20 protein-coding genes are annotated in these 18,862 nt (G+C 57.6%); 15 read left to right on the top strand and 5 right to left on the bottom strand.

Going from position 1 to position 18,862, the window contains the following annotated elements:
- Window positions 1–200: 200 nt before the first annotated feature.
- The 4 genes from EUU23_RS07025 (at window position 201) to EUU23_RS07010 (ending at window position 3,604) form a co-directional block, all read left to right on the top strand.
- Window positions 201–497: a hypothetical protein gene (locus EUU23_RS07025; RefSeq protein WP_179956514.1), complete on the top strand. Its 297-nt coding sequence runs from the start codon at window positions 201–203 to the stop codon at window positions 495–497.
- 77 nt (window positions 498–574) lie between these two features.
- Window positions 575–1,240 (top strand): response regulator, encoded by a 666-nt coding sequence (locus tag EUU23_RS07020; RefSeq protein ID WP_160353322.1) that lies wholly within the window; start codon window positions 575–577, stop codon window positions 1,238–1,240.
- A gap of 83 nt (window positions 1,241–1,323) precedes the next feature.
- Complete coding sequence (locus EUU23_RS07015; RefSeq protein ID WP_160353588.1) at window positions 1,324–2,634, top strand: sensor histidine kinase; 1,311 nt, start codon at window positions 1,324–1,326, stop codon at window positions 2,632–2,634.
- Window positions 2,635–3,286: 652 nt separating this feature from the next.
- Window positions 3,287–3,604 carry a GIY-YIG nuclease family protein gene (locus tag EUU23_RS07010; protein WP_160353321.1) on the top strand — a complete coding sequence of 106 codons (318 nt, stop codon included), beginning with the start codon at window positions 3,287–3,289 and terminating at the stop codon, window positions 3,602–3,604.
- 288 nt (window positions 3,605–3,892) lie between these two features.
- On the opposite strand, the gene EUU23_RS07005 is transcribed toward EUU23_RS07010, so the two are convergent.
- A complete protein-coding gene (locus EUU23_RS07005) occupies window positions 3,893–4,180 on the bottom strand; it encodes a chorismate mutase (RefSeq protein ID WP_158899735.1) in 288 nt (95 codons plus the stop codon).
- Window positions 4,181–4,275: 95 nt separating this feature from the next.
- Between EUU23_RS07005 and EUU23_RS07000 the strand changes: the two genes are divergently transcribed.
- The 4 genes from EUU23_RS07000 to EUU23_RS06985 are packed head-to-tail and all read left to right on the top strand — an operon-like array spanning window position 4,276 to window position 8,252.
- Window positions 4,276–5,289 carry a polyprenyl synthetase family protein gene (locus tag EUU23_RS07000; RefSeq protein WP_160353320.1) on the top strand — a complete coding sequence of 338 codons (1,014 nt, stop codon included), beginning with the start codon at window positions 4,276–4,278 and terminating at the stop codon, window positions 5,287–5,289.
- Between the two features lie 2 nt (window positions 5,290–5,291).
- Window positions 5,292–5,480 carry a hypothetical protein gene (locus tag EUU23_RS06995; protein ID WP_160353319.1) on the top strand — a complete coding sequence of 63 codons (189 nt, stop codon included), beginning with the start codon at window positions 5,292–5,294 and terminating at the stop codon, window positions 5,478–5,480.
- Window positions 5,465–7,918, top strand: a complete 2,454-nt coding sequence (gene hrpB, locus EUU23_RS06990) for an ATP-dependent helicase HrpB (protein WP_160353318.1) — start codon at window positions 5,465–5,467, stop codon at window positions 7,916–7,918. Before EUU23_RS06995 ends, hrpB begins: the two co-directional genes overlap by 16 nt.
- 55 nt (window positions 7,919–7,973) lie before the next feature.
- On the top strand, window positions 7,974–8,252 hold the full coding sequence (locus EUU23_RS06985; protein ID WP_158899727.1) for an NADH dehydrogenase ubiquinone Fe-S protein 4: 279 nt from the start codon (window positions 7,974–7,976) through the stop codon (window positions 8,250–8,252).
- Window positions 8,253–8,800: 548 nt separating this feature from the next.
- Here the strand turns inward: EUU23_RS06985 and EUU23_RS06980 are convergent.
- From EUU23_RS06980 to EUU23_RS06965, 4 genes are read right to left on the bottom strand one after another with little or no spacing between them, the layout of a single operon-like run.
- Window positions 8,801–9,319, bottom strand: coding sequence for an NUDIX hydrolase (locus tag EUU23_RS06980; protein WP_160353317.1), 519 nt, complete (start codon window positions 9,317–9,319; stop codon window positions 8,801–8,803).
- Entirely contained in the window at window positions 9,316–10,005 is a 690-nt protein-coding gene (locus EUU23_RS06975) for a TPM domain-containing protein (protein ID WP_160353316.1), read from the bottom strand. Before EUU23_RS06975 ends, EUU23_RS06980 begins: the two co-directional genes overlap by 4 nt.
- A 12-nt stretch (window positions 10,006–10,017) precedes the next feature.
- Window positions 10,018–10,824 (bottom strand): TPM domain-containing protein, encoded by an 807-nt coding sequence (locus tag EUU23_RS06970; protein ID WP_160353315.1) that lies wholly within the window; start codon window positions 10,822–10,824, stop codon window positions 10,018–10,020.
- Between the two features lie 23 nt (window positions 10,825–10,847).
- Complete coding sequence (locus tag EUU23_RS06965) at window positions 10,848–11,456, bottom strand: LemA family protein (RefSeq protein WP_160353314.1); 609 nt, start codon at window positions 11,454–11,456, stop codon at window positions 10,848–10,850.
- Between the two features lie 138 nt (window positions 11,457–11,594).
- Between EUU23_RS06965 and mscL the strand changes: the two genes are divergently transcribed.
- The 7 genes from mscL to EUU23_RS06930 all read left to right on the top strand — a co-directional run bounded on the left by mscL (window position 11,595) and on the right by EUU23_RS06930 (window position 18,737).
- Window positions 11,595–12,011, top strand: a complete 417-nt coding sequence (gene mscL / locus EUU23_RS06960) for a large conductance mechanosensitive channel protein MscL (protein ID WP_160353313.1) — start codon at window positions 11,595–11,597, stop codon at window positions 12,009–12,011.
- A 55-nt stretch (window positions 12,012–12,066) separates the two neighbouring features.
- Window positions 12,067–13,320: an SAM-dependent methyltransferase gene (locus EUU23_RS06955; RefSeq protein WP_160353312.1), complete on the top strand. Its 1,254-nt coding sequence runs from the start codon at window positions 12,067–12,069 to the stop codon at window positions 13,318–13,320.
- A 66-nt stretch (window positions 13,321–13,386) separates the two neighbouring features.
- Window positions 13,387–14,592, top strand: a complete 1,206-nt coding sequence (locus EUU23_RS06950) for a serine hydrolase domain-containing protein (RefSeq protein ID WP_160353311.1) — start codon at window positions 13,387–13,389, stop codon at window positions 14,590–14,592.
- A gap of 146 nt (window positions 14,593–14,738) precedes the next feature.
- Window positions 14,739–15,848: an ABC transporter substrate-binding protein gene (locus EUU23_RS06945; RefSeq protein WP_160353310.1), complete on the top strand. Its 1,110-nt coding sequence runs from the start codon at window positions 14,739–14,741 to the stop codon at window positions 15,846–15,848.
- A gap of 2 nt (window positions 15,849–15,850) precedes the next feature.
- Window positions 15,851–16,765: an ABC transporter permease gene (locus tag EUU23_RS06940; protein ID WP_160353309.1), complete on the top strand. Its 915-nt coding sequence runs from the start codon at window positions 15,851–15,853 to the stop codon at window positions 16,763–16,765.
- Window positions 16,765–17,607 carry an ABC transporter permease gene (locus EUU23_RS06935; RefSeq protein WP_160353308.1) on the top strand — a complete coding sequence of 281 codons (843 nt, stop codon included), beginning with the start codon at window positions 16,765–16,767 and terminating at the stop codon, window positions 17,605–17,607. The genes EUU23_RS06940 and EUU23_RS06935 overlap by 1 nt, the downstream gene beginning before the upstream one ends.
- A complete protein-coding gene (locus tag EUU23_RS06930) occupies window positions 17,607–18,737 on the top strand; it encodes an ABC transporter ATP-binding protein (protein WP_160353307.1) in 1,131 nt (376 codons plus the stop codon). The genes EUU23_RS06935 and EUU23_RS06930 overlap by 1 nt, the downstream gene beginning before the upstream one ends.
- Window positions 18,738–18,862: the final 125 nt, after the last annotated feature.

The following is an 18,862-nucleotide window of genomic DNA, read 5'->3' as shown; positions in this document are numbered from 1 at the left end:
GGATTCAGGGTGACGATACGGGGGTTTCGGCCCGCTCACCCCCCTCCCACACGCGGGAGGGGGATTGGTTGCGGTTTGATTGACGTTGCGGAAAAGAGAAGACTGGCCGTCATCGGACTCGGTTGAGCATCGCATCAACCCTAACAAAAGGTTGATGCACCATTCAGATTGTGTTCAAGCCGCAATGATAATTGGGGGCCATGTTGAACCGAACGCTATTTTTGTCTTTGGCCATGCTGGCCGCGATTACCGCATCATTGCCTGCTGATGCGCGACGCGGTGAGCAGGATGATGCGCGCGAAGACATGCAGCAGGGTAAGGTTAAATCCTTGCGCGAAATTGAAGGCAATGTTGTTCCGCGTATGCGGGGGATGCAGTATCTTGGCCCGGAATATGACCCTTCCGCGCAGGTATATCGCCTGAAATTCATCAACAAGGACCGGGTGATATTCGTGGATGTAGATGGCAAGACAGGCGGCGTCCTGCGCCAGCGTTGATAGGATTTTGCGTGCGGCGGCTAATCTGCTAGCCCTTTTTCAGCATCATTAAATTTACGGTATTTGAAGGGGACAGCATGCGTATCCTTATTGTGGAAGACGAACCGACATTAGGCCAGCAGTTGAAAACGACGCTGGAGGGGGCGGGATATGCGGTGGATCTTTCGGTCGATGGCGAAGACGGCCATTATATGGGCTCGACCGAGAATTATGACGCTGTCATTCTCGATCTGGGTCTTCCCGAAATTGACGGCCTGACCGTACTGGACCGCTGGCGCAAGGAGGGACGCAAATTCCCCGTTCTCGTGCTGACCGCCCGCGACAGCTGGTCGGACAAGGTTGCCGGACTGGATGCAGGCGCCGATGATTATCTGGCCAAACCCTTCCAGACCGAAGAACTGATTGCACGGCTGCGCGCGCTTATCCGCCGTGCGTCGGGCAATGCATCGTCGGAATTGACGGTCGGGGATGTGCGTCTCGACACGCGCTCTGGCCGGGTTACCCTTGATGGCCAGCCGGTCAAACTGACCGCGCAGGAATATAAACTGCTATCCTATCTGATGCACCATAAGGGCAAGGTGGTGTCGCGCACCGAGTTGATCGAACATATTTACGATCAGGACTTCGACCGCGATTCCAACACCATCGAAGTGTTTGTGACCCGTATCCGCAAGAAACTAGGGCAGGATGTCATTTCGACCATCCGCGGCCTTGGCTACAGCCTTGAGGAACCGGTCAGCTGAATCCGCCTGCCGTCATAAACAAGGCGGTGAACGCCCCGTCTTGGCGGAGCCAGTTTGAAAGTACGGGCTCGCTCACCCGCCGCATGATCCTGACGGCGGCGGCGTGGATCACGATCTTGCTGATTGGCGGCGGCGCAGCGCTTGACCGGGTTTTGACCAGCTCGGTTGAACAGAATTTCGACAATCAGCTCGAATATGTTCTGACGGCCATGATTGCCTCGGCCGAGATTGGTCCTGATGGCGAAATCCGCATGAACCGGCCCTTGGGCGACCAGCGTTTTCTGGAACCCAATAGCGGACTTTACTGGCAAATTACCGGACCCGGCGCGATGCCATTCCCGTCGCGATCCTTATGGGACCGCGCCTTGAAAACACCGGCAGGCCATAATGACCAGGCCGTCCATTTCCGCGATAGCGATGAATTCCGGGATGAACCGCTGCGTATTGCTGAGCGCAATATCAAGCTGCCGGATTCGGACATAAGCTGGACGTTCATGGTGGCGCAGAGCCGCGACAGTCTGGATGGCCAGATTCAGGAATTGCGTTCCGTCCTGGTGATCAGCTTTTTGTTGCTGGCACTGGGGCTGATCATATTGGCGGCGTTGCAGACATTTTACGGGCTATGGCCACTGCGCGCGGTGCGGCAGGCAATTGCCCAGATGCGAAGTGGCCGGGAAAGCCGCGTGACCGATGCCCTGCCCGACGAGGTGATGCCGATGGTCAATGAACTCAATGCGTTATTGGATCATAATGAGAAGCAGGCTGAAGAATCGCGGCGGCATGCAGGCAATCTCGCCCATGCGCTGAAGACCCCGCTGACCGTTATCATGAACAGCGCAACCGCACAGGCACCGGACCTTGCCGAGACGGTTATCCGCGAAGCGACGACCATGCGGCGGCAGGTAGACCACCATCTCGCCCGCGCCCGCGCCGTCGGACGGCGCGGGCACAGCCATAGCCGTGCCCAAGTGTGGGATAGTCTTGAATCTGTCGAACGCGCCGTCAGCCGTCTCTACGGCCATGTTCGGCTCGACATGGCGGGCGACAAAACCCTTGCGGCGCGTGTGGAAAGGCAGGATCTGGACGAAATGCTCGGCAACCTGATCGAGAATGCGGCCAAATATGGCGGCGGCAGCGTGTTCGTGACCGTCGAGGATGCGGGCGAATTTGTCGAGCTCTTGGTGGAAGATGATGGCCGCGGTATCCCCGAAGGCGAACGCGAACGCCTGTTCGACCGGGGCGCACGGCTAGACACCGGCAAGCCCGGCACCGGCCTCGGCCTCGCCATTGTGCGCGATGTCGTCGAAATCTATGGCGGCGCGGTTGAATTGGAAGAAAGCGAAGATCTGGGCGGCCTGCTCGTGCGGCTGAGGTTACCCAAGGCGTTGGGGTAGGGTTGCGGTGTGTCCCAGATAAGCACGGGTCAATTTTGAACATCAATCCGTCACCCTGAACTTGGTTCAAGTTCCATTTCTCAGCTCGTTCCCACCCGGTAAGTGACAAGCAAAACAGTTACGCACGGTTGCGTTTTATCTCACGCATTAGTCGCCGCTGCACGATGGACCCTGAAACAAGTTCAGGGTGACGGGTAGGAGAGAGTAAGGCGACGGGGACTTATAAAAAACATCATCACCTTGAACTTGTTTCAGGGTCCATTTCTCGGCTCGTTCCCACCCGTTAAATGACCAGCCAAACCATACCGCACGGTTGCGCTTTATCTCGCACATTAGTCGCCGCTTCACGATGGACCCTGAACCAAGTTCAGGGTGACGGGTTGGAAAGAGTAAGGCGACGGGGACTTATAAAAAACATCGTCACCTTGAACTTGTTTCAGGGTCCATTTCTCAGCTCGTTCCCACCCGGTAAGTGACAAGCAAAACAGTTACGCACGGTTGCGTTTTATCTCGCACATTTGTCGCTGCTGCACGATGGACCCTGAAATAAATTCAGGGTGACGGGTAGGAAAGAGGGAATAACATCGGTGTATCCAAAATCTTCGTCACCCTGAACTTGTTTCAGGGTCTATCTTTCAGCTATACTCATGAAATGAAACCGGAAAAACAACCGTGCGTCTACATCCTCGCAAACAAACTTTATGGCGCGCTCTATATCGGTGTAACCTCAGACCTGATGAAACGCCTGTCGCAACATCGTCAGCATCTGACGCCGGGCCACACGTCTAAATATGCCATCTATCGGCTGGTTCATTTTGAAGTATTCAGCACGATGGACGCGGCTATCGCGCGCGAGAAGCAGCTCAAAAACTGGCACCGGCATTGGAAGATCAATCTCATCAATGCCGAAAATCCGCACTGGATTGATTTGGCGATCGGACTGGGTTTTCCTCCGTTAGGGCAGATTTAACCTCACGATGGACCCTGGAACGTAGTCACCAAAGGTGAAACAAGTTCAGGGTGACTGGTTGGAAAGAGTAAGGCGACGGGGACTTATAAAAAACATCGTCACCCTGAACTTGTTTCAGGGTCCATCTGTCAGCCCATTCCCGCCCGGTAAGTGACCAGCCAAACCATACCGCACGGTTGCGCTTTATCTCGCGCTTTTGTCTCCGCTGCACGATGGACCCTGAAACAAGTTCAGGGTGACGGGTGGTTTAATGAGGGCGATGTCCACTAAAGGGCAACCCCCCGCCCATCACCCCGCATCGCGGATTTGCTGGTGGTGGCGGATCACTTCGTCGATGATGAAGCGCAAAAACTTCTCTGTAAAATCGGGGTCGAGCTTTGCATCGCGCGCCAATTGGCGCAGGCGTTCGATTTGCCGTTCTTCGCGGGCAGGATCGGCAGGCGGCAGGGCGGATACGGCTTTGAATTCGCCGACGGCCTGCGTGATCTTGAAGCGTTCGGCGAGCATGAACACCAGCGCGGCGTCGATATTGTCGATGCTGTCGCGGTAGCGTCTCAAAGTGTCTTCGTGGTCCATAAGGCACCATCTGCCGCGATTGCCGCATCAGGACAAGAGGAAAAGCCCCATTTGCACTTGCCTTGCCGCCTCCGGCTTGCCAGAGCGGAAGCGTTATGACAGCTACCATTCACCAAATCGGCGGACACCGCGCACCTTCGCTGGATCCCATCCTGAAACTCGTCGCACCTGAAATGAACAAGGTGAATGCGGTCATCCTCGACCGGATGCAGTCGGAAATCCCCTTGATCCCCGAATTGGCCGGACATTTGATCGCAGGCGGTGGCAAGCGGATGCGTCCGATGCTGACCTTGGCCTGTGCGCGTTTGCTCGATTATCCGGGGGAACGGCACCATAAGCTGGCGGCGGCGGTCGAGTTTATCCATACGGCGACGCTGCTGCATGACGATGTCGTTGATGGCAGCGACATGCGCCGGGGCAAGACGGCGGCGAACCTGATTTTCGGCAATCCGGCCGCCGTACTGGTCGGCGATTTCCTGTTCAGCCGGTCCTTTGAGCTGATGGTCGAGGACGGATCGCTCAAGGTTCTGAAAATTCTGTCGCATGCGTCGGCGGTGATTGCGGAAGGCGAAGTCAACCAGTTGACGGCGCAGCGGCAGATTACGACGACCGAAGAGAAATATCTCGACATCATCGGTTCGAAAACGGCCGCCCTGTTCGCGGCAGCGTGCCGGATTGCGGCGGTCGTGGCCGAAAGCGGGGAGGCGCAGGAAATGGCGCTCGATGCCTATGGCCGCAATCTTGGGATAGCGTTCCAGCTGGTCGACGATGCCATCGACTATGTGTCCGACGGGGCGACGATGGGTAAGGACATTGGCGACGATTTCCGCGACGGCAAGGTGACGTTGCCGGTCATCCTGGCGCACAGCCGGGGCTCGGCGGAGGAGAAGAAATTCTGGCATGATGCGATGCTGGGTAACCGCGTGTCCGACGAAGATCTGGTCCACGCCACAACGTTGCTGCGCGCCCATGATGCGATTGACGATACTATCGACCGCGCCCGCCATTATGGCCAGCGCGCCATCGATTCCATCGCCCATTTCCCGGGCGGTGAGGCGAAGGCGGCGTTGATCGAGGCGGTCGAATTCGCCATCGCCCGCGCCTATTGAGCATGGCGGATCGCGAACCCATGTCGGACGGCTTTGACCCGATCGGGCCGTTCCACCCCTATGTGGTGATGGGCGCGGTCCTTGTGCTGGATATGCTTCTCATTCTACTCGTCCTGTCGGCGTTGACCTATGCCGGGGACAAGATTGAGGACGTGATCTGGCCGGGCGGTAGGGAATGGCTAGACCTTTGAATGCGGGATTGCCGGTGGACGCAGTGCTGCCGGATTTGCTCGCCACTCTGGCCGCACAGGCGAACGCCGTTCTGATCGCCCCGCCGGGTGCGGGCAAGACCACGATGGTCGCGCCGCGCCTGCTGGACCAGCCATGGTGCAGCGGCAAAATCCTTCTCCTGTCCCCGCGCCGTCTGGCGGCCCGTATGGCGGCAGAGCGGATTGCGGAGCTGATGGGGGAGCAGGTGGGCGGCCTCGTCGGCTATGCGACGCGCATGGACAGCAAGCAGTCCGCCGCTACCCGGATATTGGTGCTGACCGAGGGGATATTCCGCAACCGCATCATCGCCGACCCCGAACTCTCGGGCATATCCGCCGTGCTGTTCGACGAGGTGCACGAACGCAGCATCGATAGCGATTTCGGCCTCGCGCTCGCGCTGGAGGTGCAGGGGGCGTTCCGGCCCGACCTGCGGCTGGTCGCGATGTCCGCCACGCTCGACGGCGCGCGCTTCTCCCAGCTGATGGACGGCGCGCCGGTGATCGAGAGCGAGGGGCGAAGCTGGCCGCTGGAACTGCGCTATGTCGGGCGGCAGGTGAGCCAGCCGGTCGAGACCGACATCGCCCGCATCATCCGGCAGGCGCTGGGTGAGGAAAGCGGCGACCTGCTCGCATTCCTGCCCGGCACGCGCGAGATCGACCGCACGGCCGAGGCGCTGGCCGGGTTGCCGGACAGCATCATCGTCCACAAATTGCACGGGCAGGTGGACCCCGCGGCGCAGCGGCAGGCAGTCCGGCCCGATCCGGAAGGCCGCCGCAAGATCATCCTTGCCACCAACATCGCAGAGACCAGCCTCACCATCGATGGCGTCCGCATTGTCGTCGACAGCGGCCTTGCCCGCCGCGCGCGCTTTGACCGGGCGGCGGGGGTCACGCGGCTGGTTACTGAACGCGCCAGCCTGTCCGCCGCCACCCAGCGCGCAGGCCGCGCGGCGCGGCAAGCGGCAGGGGTCGCCTATCGCCTTTGGGAGGAGGCGGGCAATGGCGGCCTTCCGCCCTTTGACCCGCCGGAAATATTGGAAAGCGACCTCGCGCCCCTGCTGCTCGATTGCGCCTTATGGGGGGAGGGTGACCCCACCCGCCTGCGCTGGCTCGACGCGCCGCCCGCCGCCGCGTTGAACGAGGCGCGCAAGGCGCTTTTTGCCATCGACGCGCTCACCGACGGTGGAGCGATCACGCCGCATGGCCGTAAGCTCGCCACCCTTCCGCTGCCGTCGCAACTGGCCCATATGGTCCTGCGCGCCGCCCAGCACGGGCAGGCGGACACCGCCGCAGAGCTGGCATTGCTGCTTCAGGAGCGCGGGCTTGGCGGGCAAGGCGACGATCTCGAAAGCCGCCACGAACGATTTCGCCGCGACAAGGGCGGTCGCACCGACGCCGCCAAGGCGCTCGCCCGCCGGATCGGCAAGATGGCGGGCGAAGGCGGCACCCAAGCCCCGCTTTCAACCGGCGCGCTGGTCGCGCTGGCCTATCCCGAACGCATCGCCAAACGCCGCGATGCCAAGGGCGAGAACTGGATCAGCGCATTGGGCCGTGGCCTGCGCCTTGACCCGCTTTCGCCGCTGGCACAGGCCGAATGGCTCGCCGTCGCCGACCTGCAGGGCGCGGCGTCCGGCGCGCGCATATTGTCCGCCGCCGCCCTGACCGAGGCCGAGGTGCTGGACCTGTTTGCCGACCGTTTGGAGACAAAGACCGAAACCCGCTACGACGCGGCCAACGACCGTGTCGAAATCCGCCAACGGCAAAGGCTCGGCGCGATTGTGCTGCGCGAGGCAACGGTCGCCAAGGCGGGCGAGGCTGTGCTGGCCGGGGCACTGTTGTCGGCGGGGCGCCAATGCGGCATTGCGGCGCTGCCTTGGTCCGATGCCGCCATCGCCCTGCGCCAACGCGCCGCCTTTGCCGGACATGACGAACTGTCCGACACAAGCTTGCTGGACACGCTCGACCAGTGGCTGCCCCCTTGCCTGAACGGCGCGGCGCGGTTGCGGGATATTTCGAAACAGGCGCTGTCCGATGCCCTCGACACCCTGCTCGGCTGGGACAGCAAGCAACAGGTCGAACGCCTCGCCCCCGCCCATTTCACTAGCCCCGCCGGCACCACCCATCCGGTCGACTATGCTGCAGAGGCAGGACCCACCGTCGAACTGCGGGTGCAGGCGCTGTTCGGGCTCGACGCGCATCCGTGCATCGGCATCGAACGCCTGCCGCTGGTGCTCAGCCTGACCTCGCCCGCCGGTCGCCCGATCCAGACCACCTGTAACCTGCCCGAATTCTGGCGCGGCAGTTGGCGCGATGTCGCCAAGGAAATGCGGGGACGCTATCCCAAACATAATTGGCCCGACGCCCCTTGGGAAAGCGTGGCCAGCCTGAAAACCAAAAAGGCCCAAGCACGCAGCGCTTGACGAATCCGCCCTATTTGGCGCAAGGCGGCAGCAATCCCATAGTCAGGAAGTTCCGATGTCCGCACGTATCTATCAGCGTCCCAAAAACGCCATGCAGTCTGGAAAAGCCCATACGGACCTCTGGATTCTGGAATTCACGCCGTCGGAACCACGCAAGGCCGACCCGCTGATGGGCTGGGCCGGATCGGGCGACACGCAGGTGCAGGTGCAACTGAAGTTCCCGACCCTCGCCGCAGCGCAAGCCTATGCCGCGAAAAAGGGCATTCACGCCACCTTCATCCCAACCCCGCCCAAGACGCTGAAGATTCAGGCTTACGCGGATAATTTCCGTTAGGGTAGGTGGGTGTCCTCCTCCGGCCTTTTGGACTTTGGAGGGTGGAATTTGCTAGAAGGAATAAGGGAAAAAGGAAGAAGACGTTGTGCTGCCTTTGGACCTCTGCGCCTTTGCCTGAGATTCCCCCTCCCGCAAGCGGGAGGGGAGTAAGCGGTTTGACCCGTACCCCCTCGTCACCCTGAACTCGTTTCACCTTCGGTGACTGCGTTTCAGGGTCCATTTGTCAGTCCATTACTGTGCCGTGTGTGGCAAGCCAAACTGGGACGCACCGTTGCGTTATGTTTCACGCTAAGGGTGCCGTTGCACGATGGACCCTGAACCAAGTTGAGGGTGACGGGTGTGTTACGCTGGTGGGTTGGGGACAGTCCCTGAAGGGACAGTCCCCGTAGAACGTGACCTTCGAGGCTATCCCTCTAAAAGTTTGAAGGCCAAAACTACCGGTCCTCTCCCCAAAAGCGGCGAAGGAAAGGAGCAACGCCTTCTTCCTTTTTGCCTTCTTCCTTTTAGCGAAAAAAACGAGGCGCAACCTAAAGGCCCAAGTCCCCTACCTAAAAAACCATCCCCGGCAACATCAGCAACTTCACATCCACCACACAGCCTTCGGCCCGCTTGTCCGCGACAAAGGCCGGAAGCTGGCCAAGCGCAACGCGGTGGACGATGATGTTTTCGCCGTCGACCCCGCCGCCATCACCGACCTTGGTCAGGCCCGTGGCGCGGACGAGGGTGAAGCTTTCGCTGACCATGCCGGGGGAGGAGAAGAATTCGCCGACGATATCCAGCTTGCCGGCACGATAGCCGGTTTCTTCCTCCAGCTCGCGCGCGGCGGAGGTGAGGGCGTCTTCACCGGCGTCGTGATCGCCGATCAGCCCTGCGGGCAGTTCGATGCAGGATGCGCCCAAAGGCACGCGATATTGTTCGACGAGGAGGACATGGTCATCCTCCACCGCCAATATGACGGCGGCCTTTATCCCGCGTGCGCGGGAGACATATTCCCATTTGCCTGTTTTTTTGGCGGTGATGAAACGCCCCTGCCACATGATTTCTTCAGGGTAGGCATCGGTCGTCATAGTTCAATCAATCTGTCGGGTAACTCGTTGGGATTTTCATGGCCTTTCGGGAAATGTTCGGCAAGAACAATGCCCATTTGCCGCACGGCTTCGGCCATGCCTTCACCCGGCTGTCCGGCCTTGACCCGTTCGATCAGCGCAACCATCGCATCGCCCCAGATTTCGGGCGTGACCAGCTTGGCAATTTCTTCATCCGCCACGATTTCTGCGCGATGTTCCTTCATCGACAGATAGAGCAGCACGCCGGTGCGGCCCACGGTCTTGGCCTCGGTGCCGACCTTGAACAGGCTGATTGCGCGGGCACGGACCCGGGCCATTTTGATGGCCTTGGGCGTGAGGGCGAGGCGCAGCGGCAGCCATTTCAGGATCAACCATGTGCCCACCCATTTGAGGACCATGGCGACAAAAATCATCGCCATGATTTCGCCTGCGCTGTAATCATGCGCCCAGCCACCGGTGACGCTGTCGACAAGGCCCAGATAGAAATCGGGGAACAGGCCATAGGCCGCGAATGCCAGAAAGGCGGCAACGCTGGCCCAGAACAGGCCGATATCTTCATAATGATCCGACAGGTCGGTCACGATCGTGACGATTTCGCCGCTGGTATGCTGTTCCGCGGCGGCAACCGCTTCGGTCACGCGCACATGGTCAGCTTGCGTCATCCGGTTTATTTTATGTAAGGCCATATCGTCCGTTCCTTACCAGCCGCCCGATGCGCCGCCGCCGCCGAAGCCGCCGCCGCCACCCGAGAAACCGCCAAAGCCGCCGCCTCCGCCACCGCCCCAGGAGGAGCCGCCGCCACCGCCGCCCCAGTCGCCGCCACCCCAGATGATGACGGGACCAACGCCGCCGCGCCGGTGCCTGCGCCCGCCGCCCTTCATGCTCTGCATGATGGGAAGCAGGACGAAGAAGAAGATGAAGAGAAGGAAGATAAGGGCGCCCAAGGGGAAGCCTTCGTCATCCTTCTGGTTCTTCTGCGCTTGTGCGGCCACTTTCGCGGCTTCGTCCGCAGGCAGTTCCAATTGGGTGACAATGCGGTCGACACCGGCATTGATGCCGCCGGGGAAATCGCGATCCTTGAAACGGGGGGTGATGTCGTTGCGGATGATGGATGAGGACAGGCCGTCGGTCAATATGGGTTCGAGGCCGTAGCCGACCTCGATCCGCATCTTGCGCTCATTGGGCGCGACGATCAGGATCGCGCCATTGTCCTTTTCGCTTTCGCCCTTGCCATCCTGTCCGATGGCCCAATGCCGTCCGAGGCGATAGCCATAGTCGGATATCTCATAGCCTTCGAGGCTGTTCAATGTCGCGACCACGAGTTGCCGGTTGGTGCGGGTTTCCAGACCTTCCAGCTTGGCGGTAAGCGCGGCCTCTTGCGCGGGATCGAGCAGATTGGCCTCGTCCACCACACGACCGGACAATTTGGGAAATGTCTGCGCGAGCGCTGACTGGCCGGTGAGGACCAGTAGCGCCGCGACGAGAAGGCCGATGGCCTTTTTCATTTTTATTTCCTTAGCGAGAAGGATTAGCCGGTGGGCGCCATATCAAGCTTGGGCGCGGATTCTGCGCCCGGGGTGGTGGCCTGATAGGGGATCATCGGCTTTGCGCCGTGGATGATCTTGGCACCGATGATGTCCGGGAAGGTCCGGATTGTGGTATTATAAACCCGCACGGCTTCATTATAATCGCGCAAGGTAATACGCACCCGATTTTCCTGACCTTCCAACTGGTCCTGCAACTTCAGATAGCCTTCCTGGCTTTTCAGTTCGGGATATTGTTCGACCGACACCAATAGGCGCGCGAGGCTGCCCGACAATTGGTTTTGCGCGGACTGGAAGGCGGCCATTTTGGCCGGATCGCTCAGATCGCTGTCTTTGACCTGAATGTTCGGTGCGGTCGCTTTCGCGCGCGCTTCGATCACTTCGGTCAGCGTCTTGTTTTCCTGCGCGGCGGCCCCCTTAACCACATTGGCAAGGTTGGGAATCAAATTGGCGCGTTCCTGAAACGCGGCCTGCACATCGGCCCATTTGGCCTTCGCCCCTTCTTCTGCGGTGGGAACACTGTTGATACCGCATCCGGCGAGCGACGCCGCAGCAACCGGAACCAAAAGAAATTTCGCATAATTGGTACGCATCAATAGAACTCCTCTAAGGGGCAACTACCCTGTGTATTAGTCATATAAGGCGCGTGAAGATTTTACGCAATGACCGCTATCGTTTCTTTGTGAATTATGACATTTCTACGCAGGGTTTTTTAAAATGGGAGAGTTTATATGCTCGGTGAATTCAAGGCTTTTATTGCGCGCGGGAATGTCCTGGATCTGGCTGTGGGTGTGATTATCGGCGCGGCCTTCGGGAAAATCGTGACGTCGATGACGGACGATCTGATTATGCCGCTGATCTCACTGGCAACAGGTGGCGGGGTGGATTTCAGCAGCAAATATATCGTGCTGGGCGGGGCGGACAAGGTGACCGGCGGTATGTCGCTGGTCGCGGCAAAGGCCGCCGGTGCGAATGTGTTCGCCTATGGCAGTTTCATCACCGCGCTGATCAATTTCGTCATTCTGGCATTTGTCATCTTCATGATCATCCGTCAGGCGAACAAGGTGCTTCCGCCTCCTCCTGCGGCGACGGGTCCGACCGATGTCGATTTGCTGACCGAAATCCGGGACGAACTGCGTAAGAAATAGGCGCACTGGTGCGGAGTAATTGCAATGCCGTCTGTGCTGTAGCATAGGCGCGGGCATGAATGCCCCCGATGCAAAAAGAGGCCGCCATTTGACCCGCGCAAAGGGATTGCGCGCGTTGACCGGCGGCCTTTTTGCACGCGGTTTTGACAGGATTGTCGACCGCATCGATCGCGGGTTTGAATTTGGTACTGTCGAGGGTGTGTTGCCTGATGGTTCGGTGCGGATTGTCGGCGGCCGTGGACCGGGGCCTATGGCGCATATCACGATCCACCATTGGAATGCACTGTTCCGGCTGGTGCGCGGCGGGTCCATCGGCTGGTATGAAGCCTGGGCGGCGGGCGAGTGGAGCAGCACTGATCCGGTTTTGATATTTGACCTGTTCATGCGGAACCGGGTGAAGCTCGGCAATGTGGGGCGACCGTCGGGCCTTGCAAAGATTGTGGGCAAGATCGTCCACCGCCTGCGCGACAATAGCCGCAGCGGGGCGCGGCGGAACATCGAGGCGCATTATGACCTCGGCAACGACTTTTACGCAGCGTGGCTGGACCGCAGCATGACCTATTCGAGCGCGCTTTTTGCGGAGCCGGTGTCGGCGGACGAACCCCTTGAGGCGGCGCAGGCGCGCAAGATCGAGACGCTGCTGGCGCGGTTGGATTTGAAACCGGGGGATTTTCTGTTGGAAATCGGCTGCGGCTGGGGCAGTTTGGCCGAAATAGCTGTTGAAAAACATAGGGTTATATATGAGGGCATCACCCTGTCGGCAACCCAGAAATCCTACACCAACGCCCGCCTCAAAATGGCGCCCCAAGCTTCAGCCGAATTAACAGACTATCGGGATGTCGCCGGAACATTCGACGCCATCGCCAGTGTCGAGATGGTCGAAGCTGTGGGGCAGAGATACTGGCCCGACTATCTTGCAACCCTGTCCCGCTGCCTAAAACCCGGTGGTCGAGCCGCCATCCAATATATCCGGATCGAGGATGATGTTTTCGATGCCTATGCCTTTGGCACTGACTTCATCCAGCACTATATCTTCCCCGGTGGTATGCTTTTGTCGGAAAGCAGGTTCCGTGCATTGGCAAATGCCAACGGTCTGTCGTGGCAGGACCAGCACGACTTCGGCCTCCATTATGCCGAAACGCTCAAACGGTGGCGCACCCGTTTTGATGCTGCGGTGGAACAGGGCGGCCTGCCCAGCGGCTTCGATGAAAAATTCATTTCCCTGTGGCGCTATTATCTGATGTATTGTGAGGGAGGATTTCGGGGTGGCGGCATCAATGTTGCACAAGTCACATTGGTGAAGCAATAAATTGGCGGCACGACGATTGAACGGGATTGATACCGCCATCGGTGGTTTTGAGGGGGATGGGAAGCAATGAAAAAGTTTATACTGGCACTCTTTCTGGTGCTGGCCGGCGCAGCGGGTGGTTTTTGGGCGACGACAGACGACGATATGAAGGCGCTGGTTTCCAGCATGCCGACCGATGCAAATGTCCTGTTCTGGAATACCAAACAACGCGACGCCGCCTTCCGCACAATGGATCGCATCCCGATTCTCGCCAAAGCCAATATTATTGAAACAGGCGACGATGTTTATCCGTTGCCCAAAGGGTCGCCGATTACCATCAATACCGATGTCGACGCCTATATGAAGGCGCAGCGCACGGCTGGGCTGGTCATCGTGCAGGACGGCAAAATCCGCCTTGAAAAATATGGCCTCGGATTTACCGGTGATGGCAAATGGACCAGTTTTTCGGTCGCAAAATCCTTCACATCGACACTGGTCGGGGCGGCCATCAAAGACGGCTTTATCAAAAGTATCGAAGATAAGGTGTCGACCTACATACCCGACCTTAAAGGCTCGGCCTATGACGATGTGACTATTCGCCAGTTGTTGACGATGACATCGGGGGTCAAATGGAATGAAGATTATGCAGACCCGAAATCCGATGTCGCGCTTTTTAACCAGCATAAGGCGAAAGACGGTATGGATGTGACCGTCAGTTATATGCGGAAATTACCGCGCGAAGCACCTGCCGGGACCAAATGGGTATATAAAACCGGTGAGACCAATTTGATAGGTGTTCTGGTCAGTTCGGCCACGGGCAAAAAATTATCGGAATATCTGTCGGAAAAGGTCTGGGTTCCATTCGGAATGGAACAGGATGGCAGTTGGTTGTTGGGGTCCACGGGCCATGAAATCAGCGGCTGTTGTGTACAGGCCTCAACGCGCGACTATGCGCGCTTTGGCCAGTTCATGCTGGGGGGTGCGATTGCGAAAGGTCAATCGATATTGCCTGCCGACTGGATTTTGTCTGCAACCACCAAACAGGCGGACATTGGCGATCCGGGTAAAGGATATGGATATCAGTGGTGGACATATGACGACGGTAGTTATGCCGCGCAGGGTATTTTCGGACAGGGGATATTTATCGACCCGAAACGTAAGCTCGTGATCGCGTCTAATAGCAATTGGCCGAAAGCAACCGATGACAAAGTGGGGCAACAGCGCGAGGCTTTTTACAGGTCTGTCCAAGCCGCCATAGACGCCGAAACCGCGGCGGTGGTTCCGCCCAAATAAGTTATCCAACCATATTTTATTGTGACGGGGTGTAATAAAATTGCCGTCTCCTAAGGCGTGCAAGGGACGGAAAAAAAGGCTTTTCCTAAAGCTGAATTTGGTCCAGCATAGTCAATTAAATCAAGAGGGTCAGCCGGAGAAAAAAGATGGATTTCAAAACTTTTTTGCAAGCAGGCAATAGCCGTCGCGCAATGTTAAAAGGCATGGGCGTAGCTGCGGTCGGGTTCAGCTTAACCGGTGCGCTTGCCGGGTGTGGTGAAAAGGAAGCCAAGAAACTCGCCAATGGCGAAGAGGCAAAGCTGAACTTTTATAACTGGGACACTTATATCGGTGAGACCACTTTGGAAGATTATAAGGACAGCTCGGGCGTTGATGTGAACATGACGCTTTTTGCCAGCAATGACGAATTGTTCGCAAAATTGCGTGCAGGCAATCAAGGCTATGACGTCATTGTTCCTTCCAACGATTTTGTCGAGCGGATGGCAGCGGCAGATATGTTGATGCCGCTGGATCAGGCGCAGATCCCGAATTTCAAAAATGTCGCAAAAGACTATCAGGATGTGCCTTATGATCCGGCGCGCAAATATTCGATGCCTTATACCTGGCTGGCGCTTGGTATTGGCTATCGCAAATCAAAAGTGAATGGTGTTCCCGATAGCTGGAAGGTTTTGTTCGACAGCGATGAGTATAAAGGCCGCATCGCGGTCCTGTCCGAAGCAGGCGACATGTTCCGGCTTTATGGCAAATATATGGGCAAGTCGGTCAACGGACTTACCGATGACGACCTGAAAGCCATCGAGGCCATGATGATCAAGCAAAAGCCGAATATCAAATCCTTCCATGAGGATAATGGTCAGGATTTGCTGCTGAAGGGCGAAGTCGATCTGGTGCTGGAATATAATGGCGATATCGCGCAGGCGATGGTTGAGGATTCCGACATCGGATTCATTATCCCCAAAGAAGGTGGTCAACTGAATTCCGACAATCTGTGCATTCCAAAAGGCGCACCGCACCCGAAGAATGCCCATGCATTTATCAACTATCTGCTGGACGCCGAGGCGGGTAAAAAGATTACCGAAACCATCCTGTATCCAACGCCCAATGACGCGGCCAAGGCGTTGATGCCCGATGCCTATAAAAACAACACCGTCATATTCCCGCCCGCCGACGTGCTGGCGAAGTGCGAATATGCGAAGTTCAACCCAGAGCTTCAGCCGAAATATGAGGAGGCATTTACGCGCGTGCGGGCGGCTTAGTCATGTCGGGGGCGTTGCAGGACTGGAAAAGCCAGAAAAAGCCATTCGCCGCGATTGCGTCGGTGCCGGTGTTCTGGCTCGCCCTGTTCTTTGTGGCGCCCATGGCTATCGTCTGGCTCTATAGCTTTGGCGAGAATGCAGGCCCTGCCGATATCAATATTTCCGGAACACTCGATAATTATAAACGCGCAATCGAATGGCTGTATCTGTCGATATTCCTCAAAAGCCTTGCGGTTGCGGCGCTTACAACACTTATCTGCCTAATTATCGGCTTTCCCGTCGCCATGGCCATCACCTTTGCCGCCCCTAAATGGCGGCCCTGGCTGTTGCTTGGTATCATGCTCCCTTTCTGGACCAATTTGCTGATCCGTACCTATGCATTGATGGCTTTGATGGGAACAAATGGCTATATGAACAAAGGACTGGGTGGACTTTGGGAGGGTGCCAGCTGGCTGCGGACTTTGGTTGGAATGCAACCGTTGGAGGCATGGACGCCAATCCAGTTGCTCTATAACAATTTCGCCGTTGTATTGGGGCTGGTCTATGTGCACCTCCCGTTCATGGTCCTGCCGCTCTATTCCGCGCTTGACCGGCTGGACAAAAGCCTGATCGAGGCCAGCCTCGATCTGGGGGCAGGGCATTTCAAGACATTCATGCAGATTGTAGTACCGCTTGCCGCGCCGGGGATTGTTGCCGGTGTCATGATCACGCTCGTCCCGGCGTTGGGGGCGTATTTGACACCCGACCTTATGGGCGGGACCGATAGCCAGATGATCGCCAACGTCATCGAACGGCAGTTCAAACGCGCCAACGACTGGCCTTTTGGCGCGGCGCTCTCGTTCTTGCTGATCTATGCGATGTTCATCCTGATTGCCCTGCAATCGATGAAAGCGAACAAGACGAAAGAGGTGCGCTGATGGCTTTGTTCCGCTCTGCACCGATTGCACCGCTCGAATATACCCGAAAGCTATGGATGCGCGGTTGGGTCGGCCTGACCATGTTGTTTCTGTATGCGCCGTTGCTCGTTTTGATGGTTTTCAGCTTCAACGACAGCAAGCGCAATGTCGTGTGGAAAGGCTTCACGCTTAAATATTACGAAAAAGCACTCAATAACGACAGTCTGGTGGAGGCGTTGGTCAATTCGCTGACGATCGCTTTTCTGGCAACGATCATCAGCCTCGTTATCGGGGCTTTGGCTGCGGTCATGCTCTGGCGGTTCCGATTTCCGTTCAAGGGTCTTGTCGAAGGCACGATGTCGTTGCCCATCATCGTGCCGGAAATTTGCCTTGGCGTCGCTTTCCTGATCTTCTTCGCCAAGGTCGAATGGCCAACCGATCTCATGTGGCCACTTAACCTGTCGGCGATTACGATCGCCCACATCACTTTCTGCTTCCCGTTCGTAGCCATGGTCGTGCGCGCCCGGCTGGCCAGTTTTAACAAGGAGGAGGAAGAGGCGGCGAAGGATTTGGGGGCGACCGAGTGGCAAGCCTTTCGCGATGTTCTTTTGCCGCATATTCAGCCAGGCCTTGTCGCCGGGGCGTTGCTTGCCTTTACCCTCAGCCTCGACGATTTCGTGATTACATTTTTCACGAGCGGCCCCGATACCATCACGTTCCCGGTAAAGGTCTATTCCATGGTACGCTTTTCGGTCACACCCGAAGTGAACGCCGCCTCGACTTTGCTCATCCTATTGACCGTCATCCTCACCTTCATTGCACTGAAGGTGCAAGGGGTGAAGGGTATTACGGAGACTCACTAATGCCCGAAACAAAACAGCCCATCATCCAGATCCGCAACGTGTCCAAACGCTTTGGCAAGGTCACGGCGGTCGACAATATCAGCCTCGACATTCTGGCGGGTGAATTTTTTGTGCTGCTCGGCCCTTCCGGCTGCGGCAAGACGACTTTGTTGCGTATGATTGCCGGCTTTGAAATGCCGACTGAAGGACAGATCATCATTGATGGTCAGGATATGAGTCTGGTGCCGCCGAACAAACGGCCGGTCAACATGGTGTTCCAAAGCTACGCGGTGTTTCCGCACATGAACGTCACTGATAATGTGGGTTATGGCTTGCGGATTGCAGGGGTTGGCAAGGGCGAAATCAGGGACCGCGTGGCAGAGGCTTTGGAACTGGTAAAGCTGGGCGGGTTTGAAGACAGGATGCCTGACCAGATGTCGGGTGGACAGCGGCAACGTGTCGCCTTGGCCCGCAGCCTCGTTATGCGGCCGAAGGTTTTGTTGCTGGATGAACCGCTTTCGGCGCTGGATGCGAAGCTGCGCGCACAGATGCAATTTGAACTTTCGGACTTGCAGGACAAGGTCGGGATTACATTCGTTACCGTCACGCATGACCAGGATGAGGCATTGTCTATGGCCAGCCGTGTAGCGGTCATCAATAAAGGTGAGGTCGCGCAACTGGCCGGGCCATCCGATCTCTATGAATATCCCGCCAACCGCTTCGTTGCGGACTTTGTCGGGTCAGTAAATATATTTGAGGGCAAATTGACATTGGATGAACCGGACAAGGCTGCGGTTGATTGCCCCGGGCTTGGAAAAATCTACCTCAACCACGGTGTCACTGGCCCACATGGCGCTGATGTATGGGTCGCATTGCGGCCCGAGAAAATCTATCTCCACGTTCCCGGTGCAGGAAAAGCCATTCGCGCCGCGGCACAAGATGCACCCGATGGGCATAATCTTGCCCGTGGCACAATCAAGGGCATGAGCTATTTAGGCGATATCACGCTGTACGAAATTCAGCTCGAGGGCGGGCAGGTTATCCGCGTTTCGCGGCCTAACCTGTCCCGCCATGACCAGGAGGACTTCACCTGGGACGACAAGGTCAGCATGCACTGGCGCGCCGATAGCCCGGTCGTCCTTTTGAGCTAGGGTCAGGACCACTTAAATACACTTGCGAGGTTTGAGGCCATTTTGCACAGGGCAAGGAAGGAAGCCGCAGGGACTTAGATGTATCTCAAGGTTTTCTGACGCGGCCATCTGCAAAATGGGTCAAA

The organism is Sphingorhabdus profundilacus (assembly GCF_009769755.1).
GTDB classification, from domain to species: domain Bacteria; phylum Pseudomonadota; class Alphaproteobacteria; order Sphingomonadales; family Sphingomonadaceae; genus Sphingorhabdus_B; species Sphingorhabdus_B profundilacus.
This window is presented reverse-complemented; position numbering and strand designations above follow the sequence as displayed.

Excerpts from the sequence above, each read along its gene's own strand:
- EUU23_RS06955 (WP_160353312.1), top strand. The coding sequence starts at position 12,067 with ATGAATGCCCCCGATGCAAAAAGAGGCCGCCATTTGACCCGCGCAAAG.
- EUU23_RS07000 (WP_160353320.1), top strand. The coding sequence starts at position 4,276 with ATGACAGCTACCATTCACCAAATCGGCGGACACCGCGCACCTTCGCTG.
- EUU23_RS06965 (WP_160353314.1), bottom strand. The coding sequence starts at position 11,456 with ATGCGTACCAATTATGCGAAATTTCTTTTGGTTCCGGTTGCTGCGGCG.
- EUU23_RS06935 (WP_160353308.1), top strand. The coding sequence starts at position 16,765 with ATGGCTTTGTTCCGCTCTGCACCGATTGCACCGCTCGAATATACCCGA.
- EUU23_RS06995 (WP_160353319.1), top strand. The coding sequence starts at position 5,292 with ATGGCGGATCGCGAACCCATGTCGGACGGCTTTGACCCGATCGGGCCG.
- EUU23_RS07010 (WP_160353321.1), top strand. The coding sequence starts at position 3,287 with ATGAAACCGGAAAAACAACCGTGCGTCTACATCCTCGCAAACAAACTT.
- EUU23_RS06975 (WP_160353316.1), bottom strand. The coding sequence starts at position 10,005 with ATGGCCTTACATAAAATAAACCGGATGACGCAAGCTGACCATGTGCGC.
- EUU23_RS06980 (WP_160353317.1), bottom strand. The coding sequence starts at position 9,319 with ATGACGACCGATGCCTACCCTGAAGAAATCATGTGGCAGGGGCGTTTC.
- EUU23_RS06945 (WP_160353310.1), top strand. The coding sequence starts at position 14,739 with ATGGATTTCAAAACTTTTTTGCAAGCAGGCAATAGCCGTCGCGCAATG.
- EUU23_RS07015 (WP_160353588.1), top strand. The coding sequence starts at position 1,324 with ATGATCCTGACGGCGGCGGCGTGGATCACGATCTTGCTGATTGGCGGC.
- EUU23_RS07005 (WP_158899735.1), bottom strand. The coding sequence starts at position 4,180 with ATGGACCACGAAGACACTTTGAGACGCTACCGCGACAGCATCGACAAT.
- EUU23_RS06930 (WP_160353307.1), top strand. The coding sequence starts at position 17,607 with ATGCCCGAAACAAAACAGCCCATCATCCAGATCCGCAACGTGTCCAAA.
- EUU23_RS06950 (WP_160353311.1), top strand. The coding sequence starts at position 13,387 with ATGAAAAAGTTTATACTGGCACTCTTTCTGGTGCTGGCCGGCGCAGCG.
- EUU23_RS06940 (WP_160353309.1), top strand. The coding sequence starts at position 15,851 with ATGTCGGGGGCGTTGCAGGACTGGAAAAGCCAGAAAAAGCCATTCGCC.
- EUU23_RS06985 (WP_158899727.1), top strand. The coding sequence starts at position 7,974 with ATGTCCGCACGTATCTATCAGCGTCCCAAAAACGCCATGCAGTCTGGA.
- EUU23_RS06970 (WP_160353315.1), bottom strand. The coding sequence starts at position 10,824 with ATGAAAAAGGCCATCGGCCTTCTCGTCGCGGCGCTACTGGTCCTCACC.
- EUU23_RS07020 (WP_160353322.1), top strand. The coding sequence starts at position 575 with ATGCGTATCCTTATTGTGGAAGACGAACCGACATTAGGCCAGCAGTTG.
- EUU23_RS07025 (WP_179956514.1), top strand. The coding sequence starts at position 201 with ATGTTGAACCGAACGCTATTTTTGTCTTTGGCCATGCTGGCCGCGATT.
- hrpB (WP_160353318.1), top strand. The coding sequence starts at position 5,465 with ATGGCTAGACCTTTGAATGCGGGATTGCCGGTGGACGCAGTGCTGCCG.
- mscL (WP_160353313.1), top strand. The coding sequence starts at position 11,595 with ATGCTCGGTGAATTCAAGGCTTTTATTGCGCGCGGGAATGTCCTGGAT.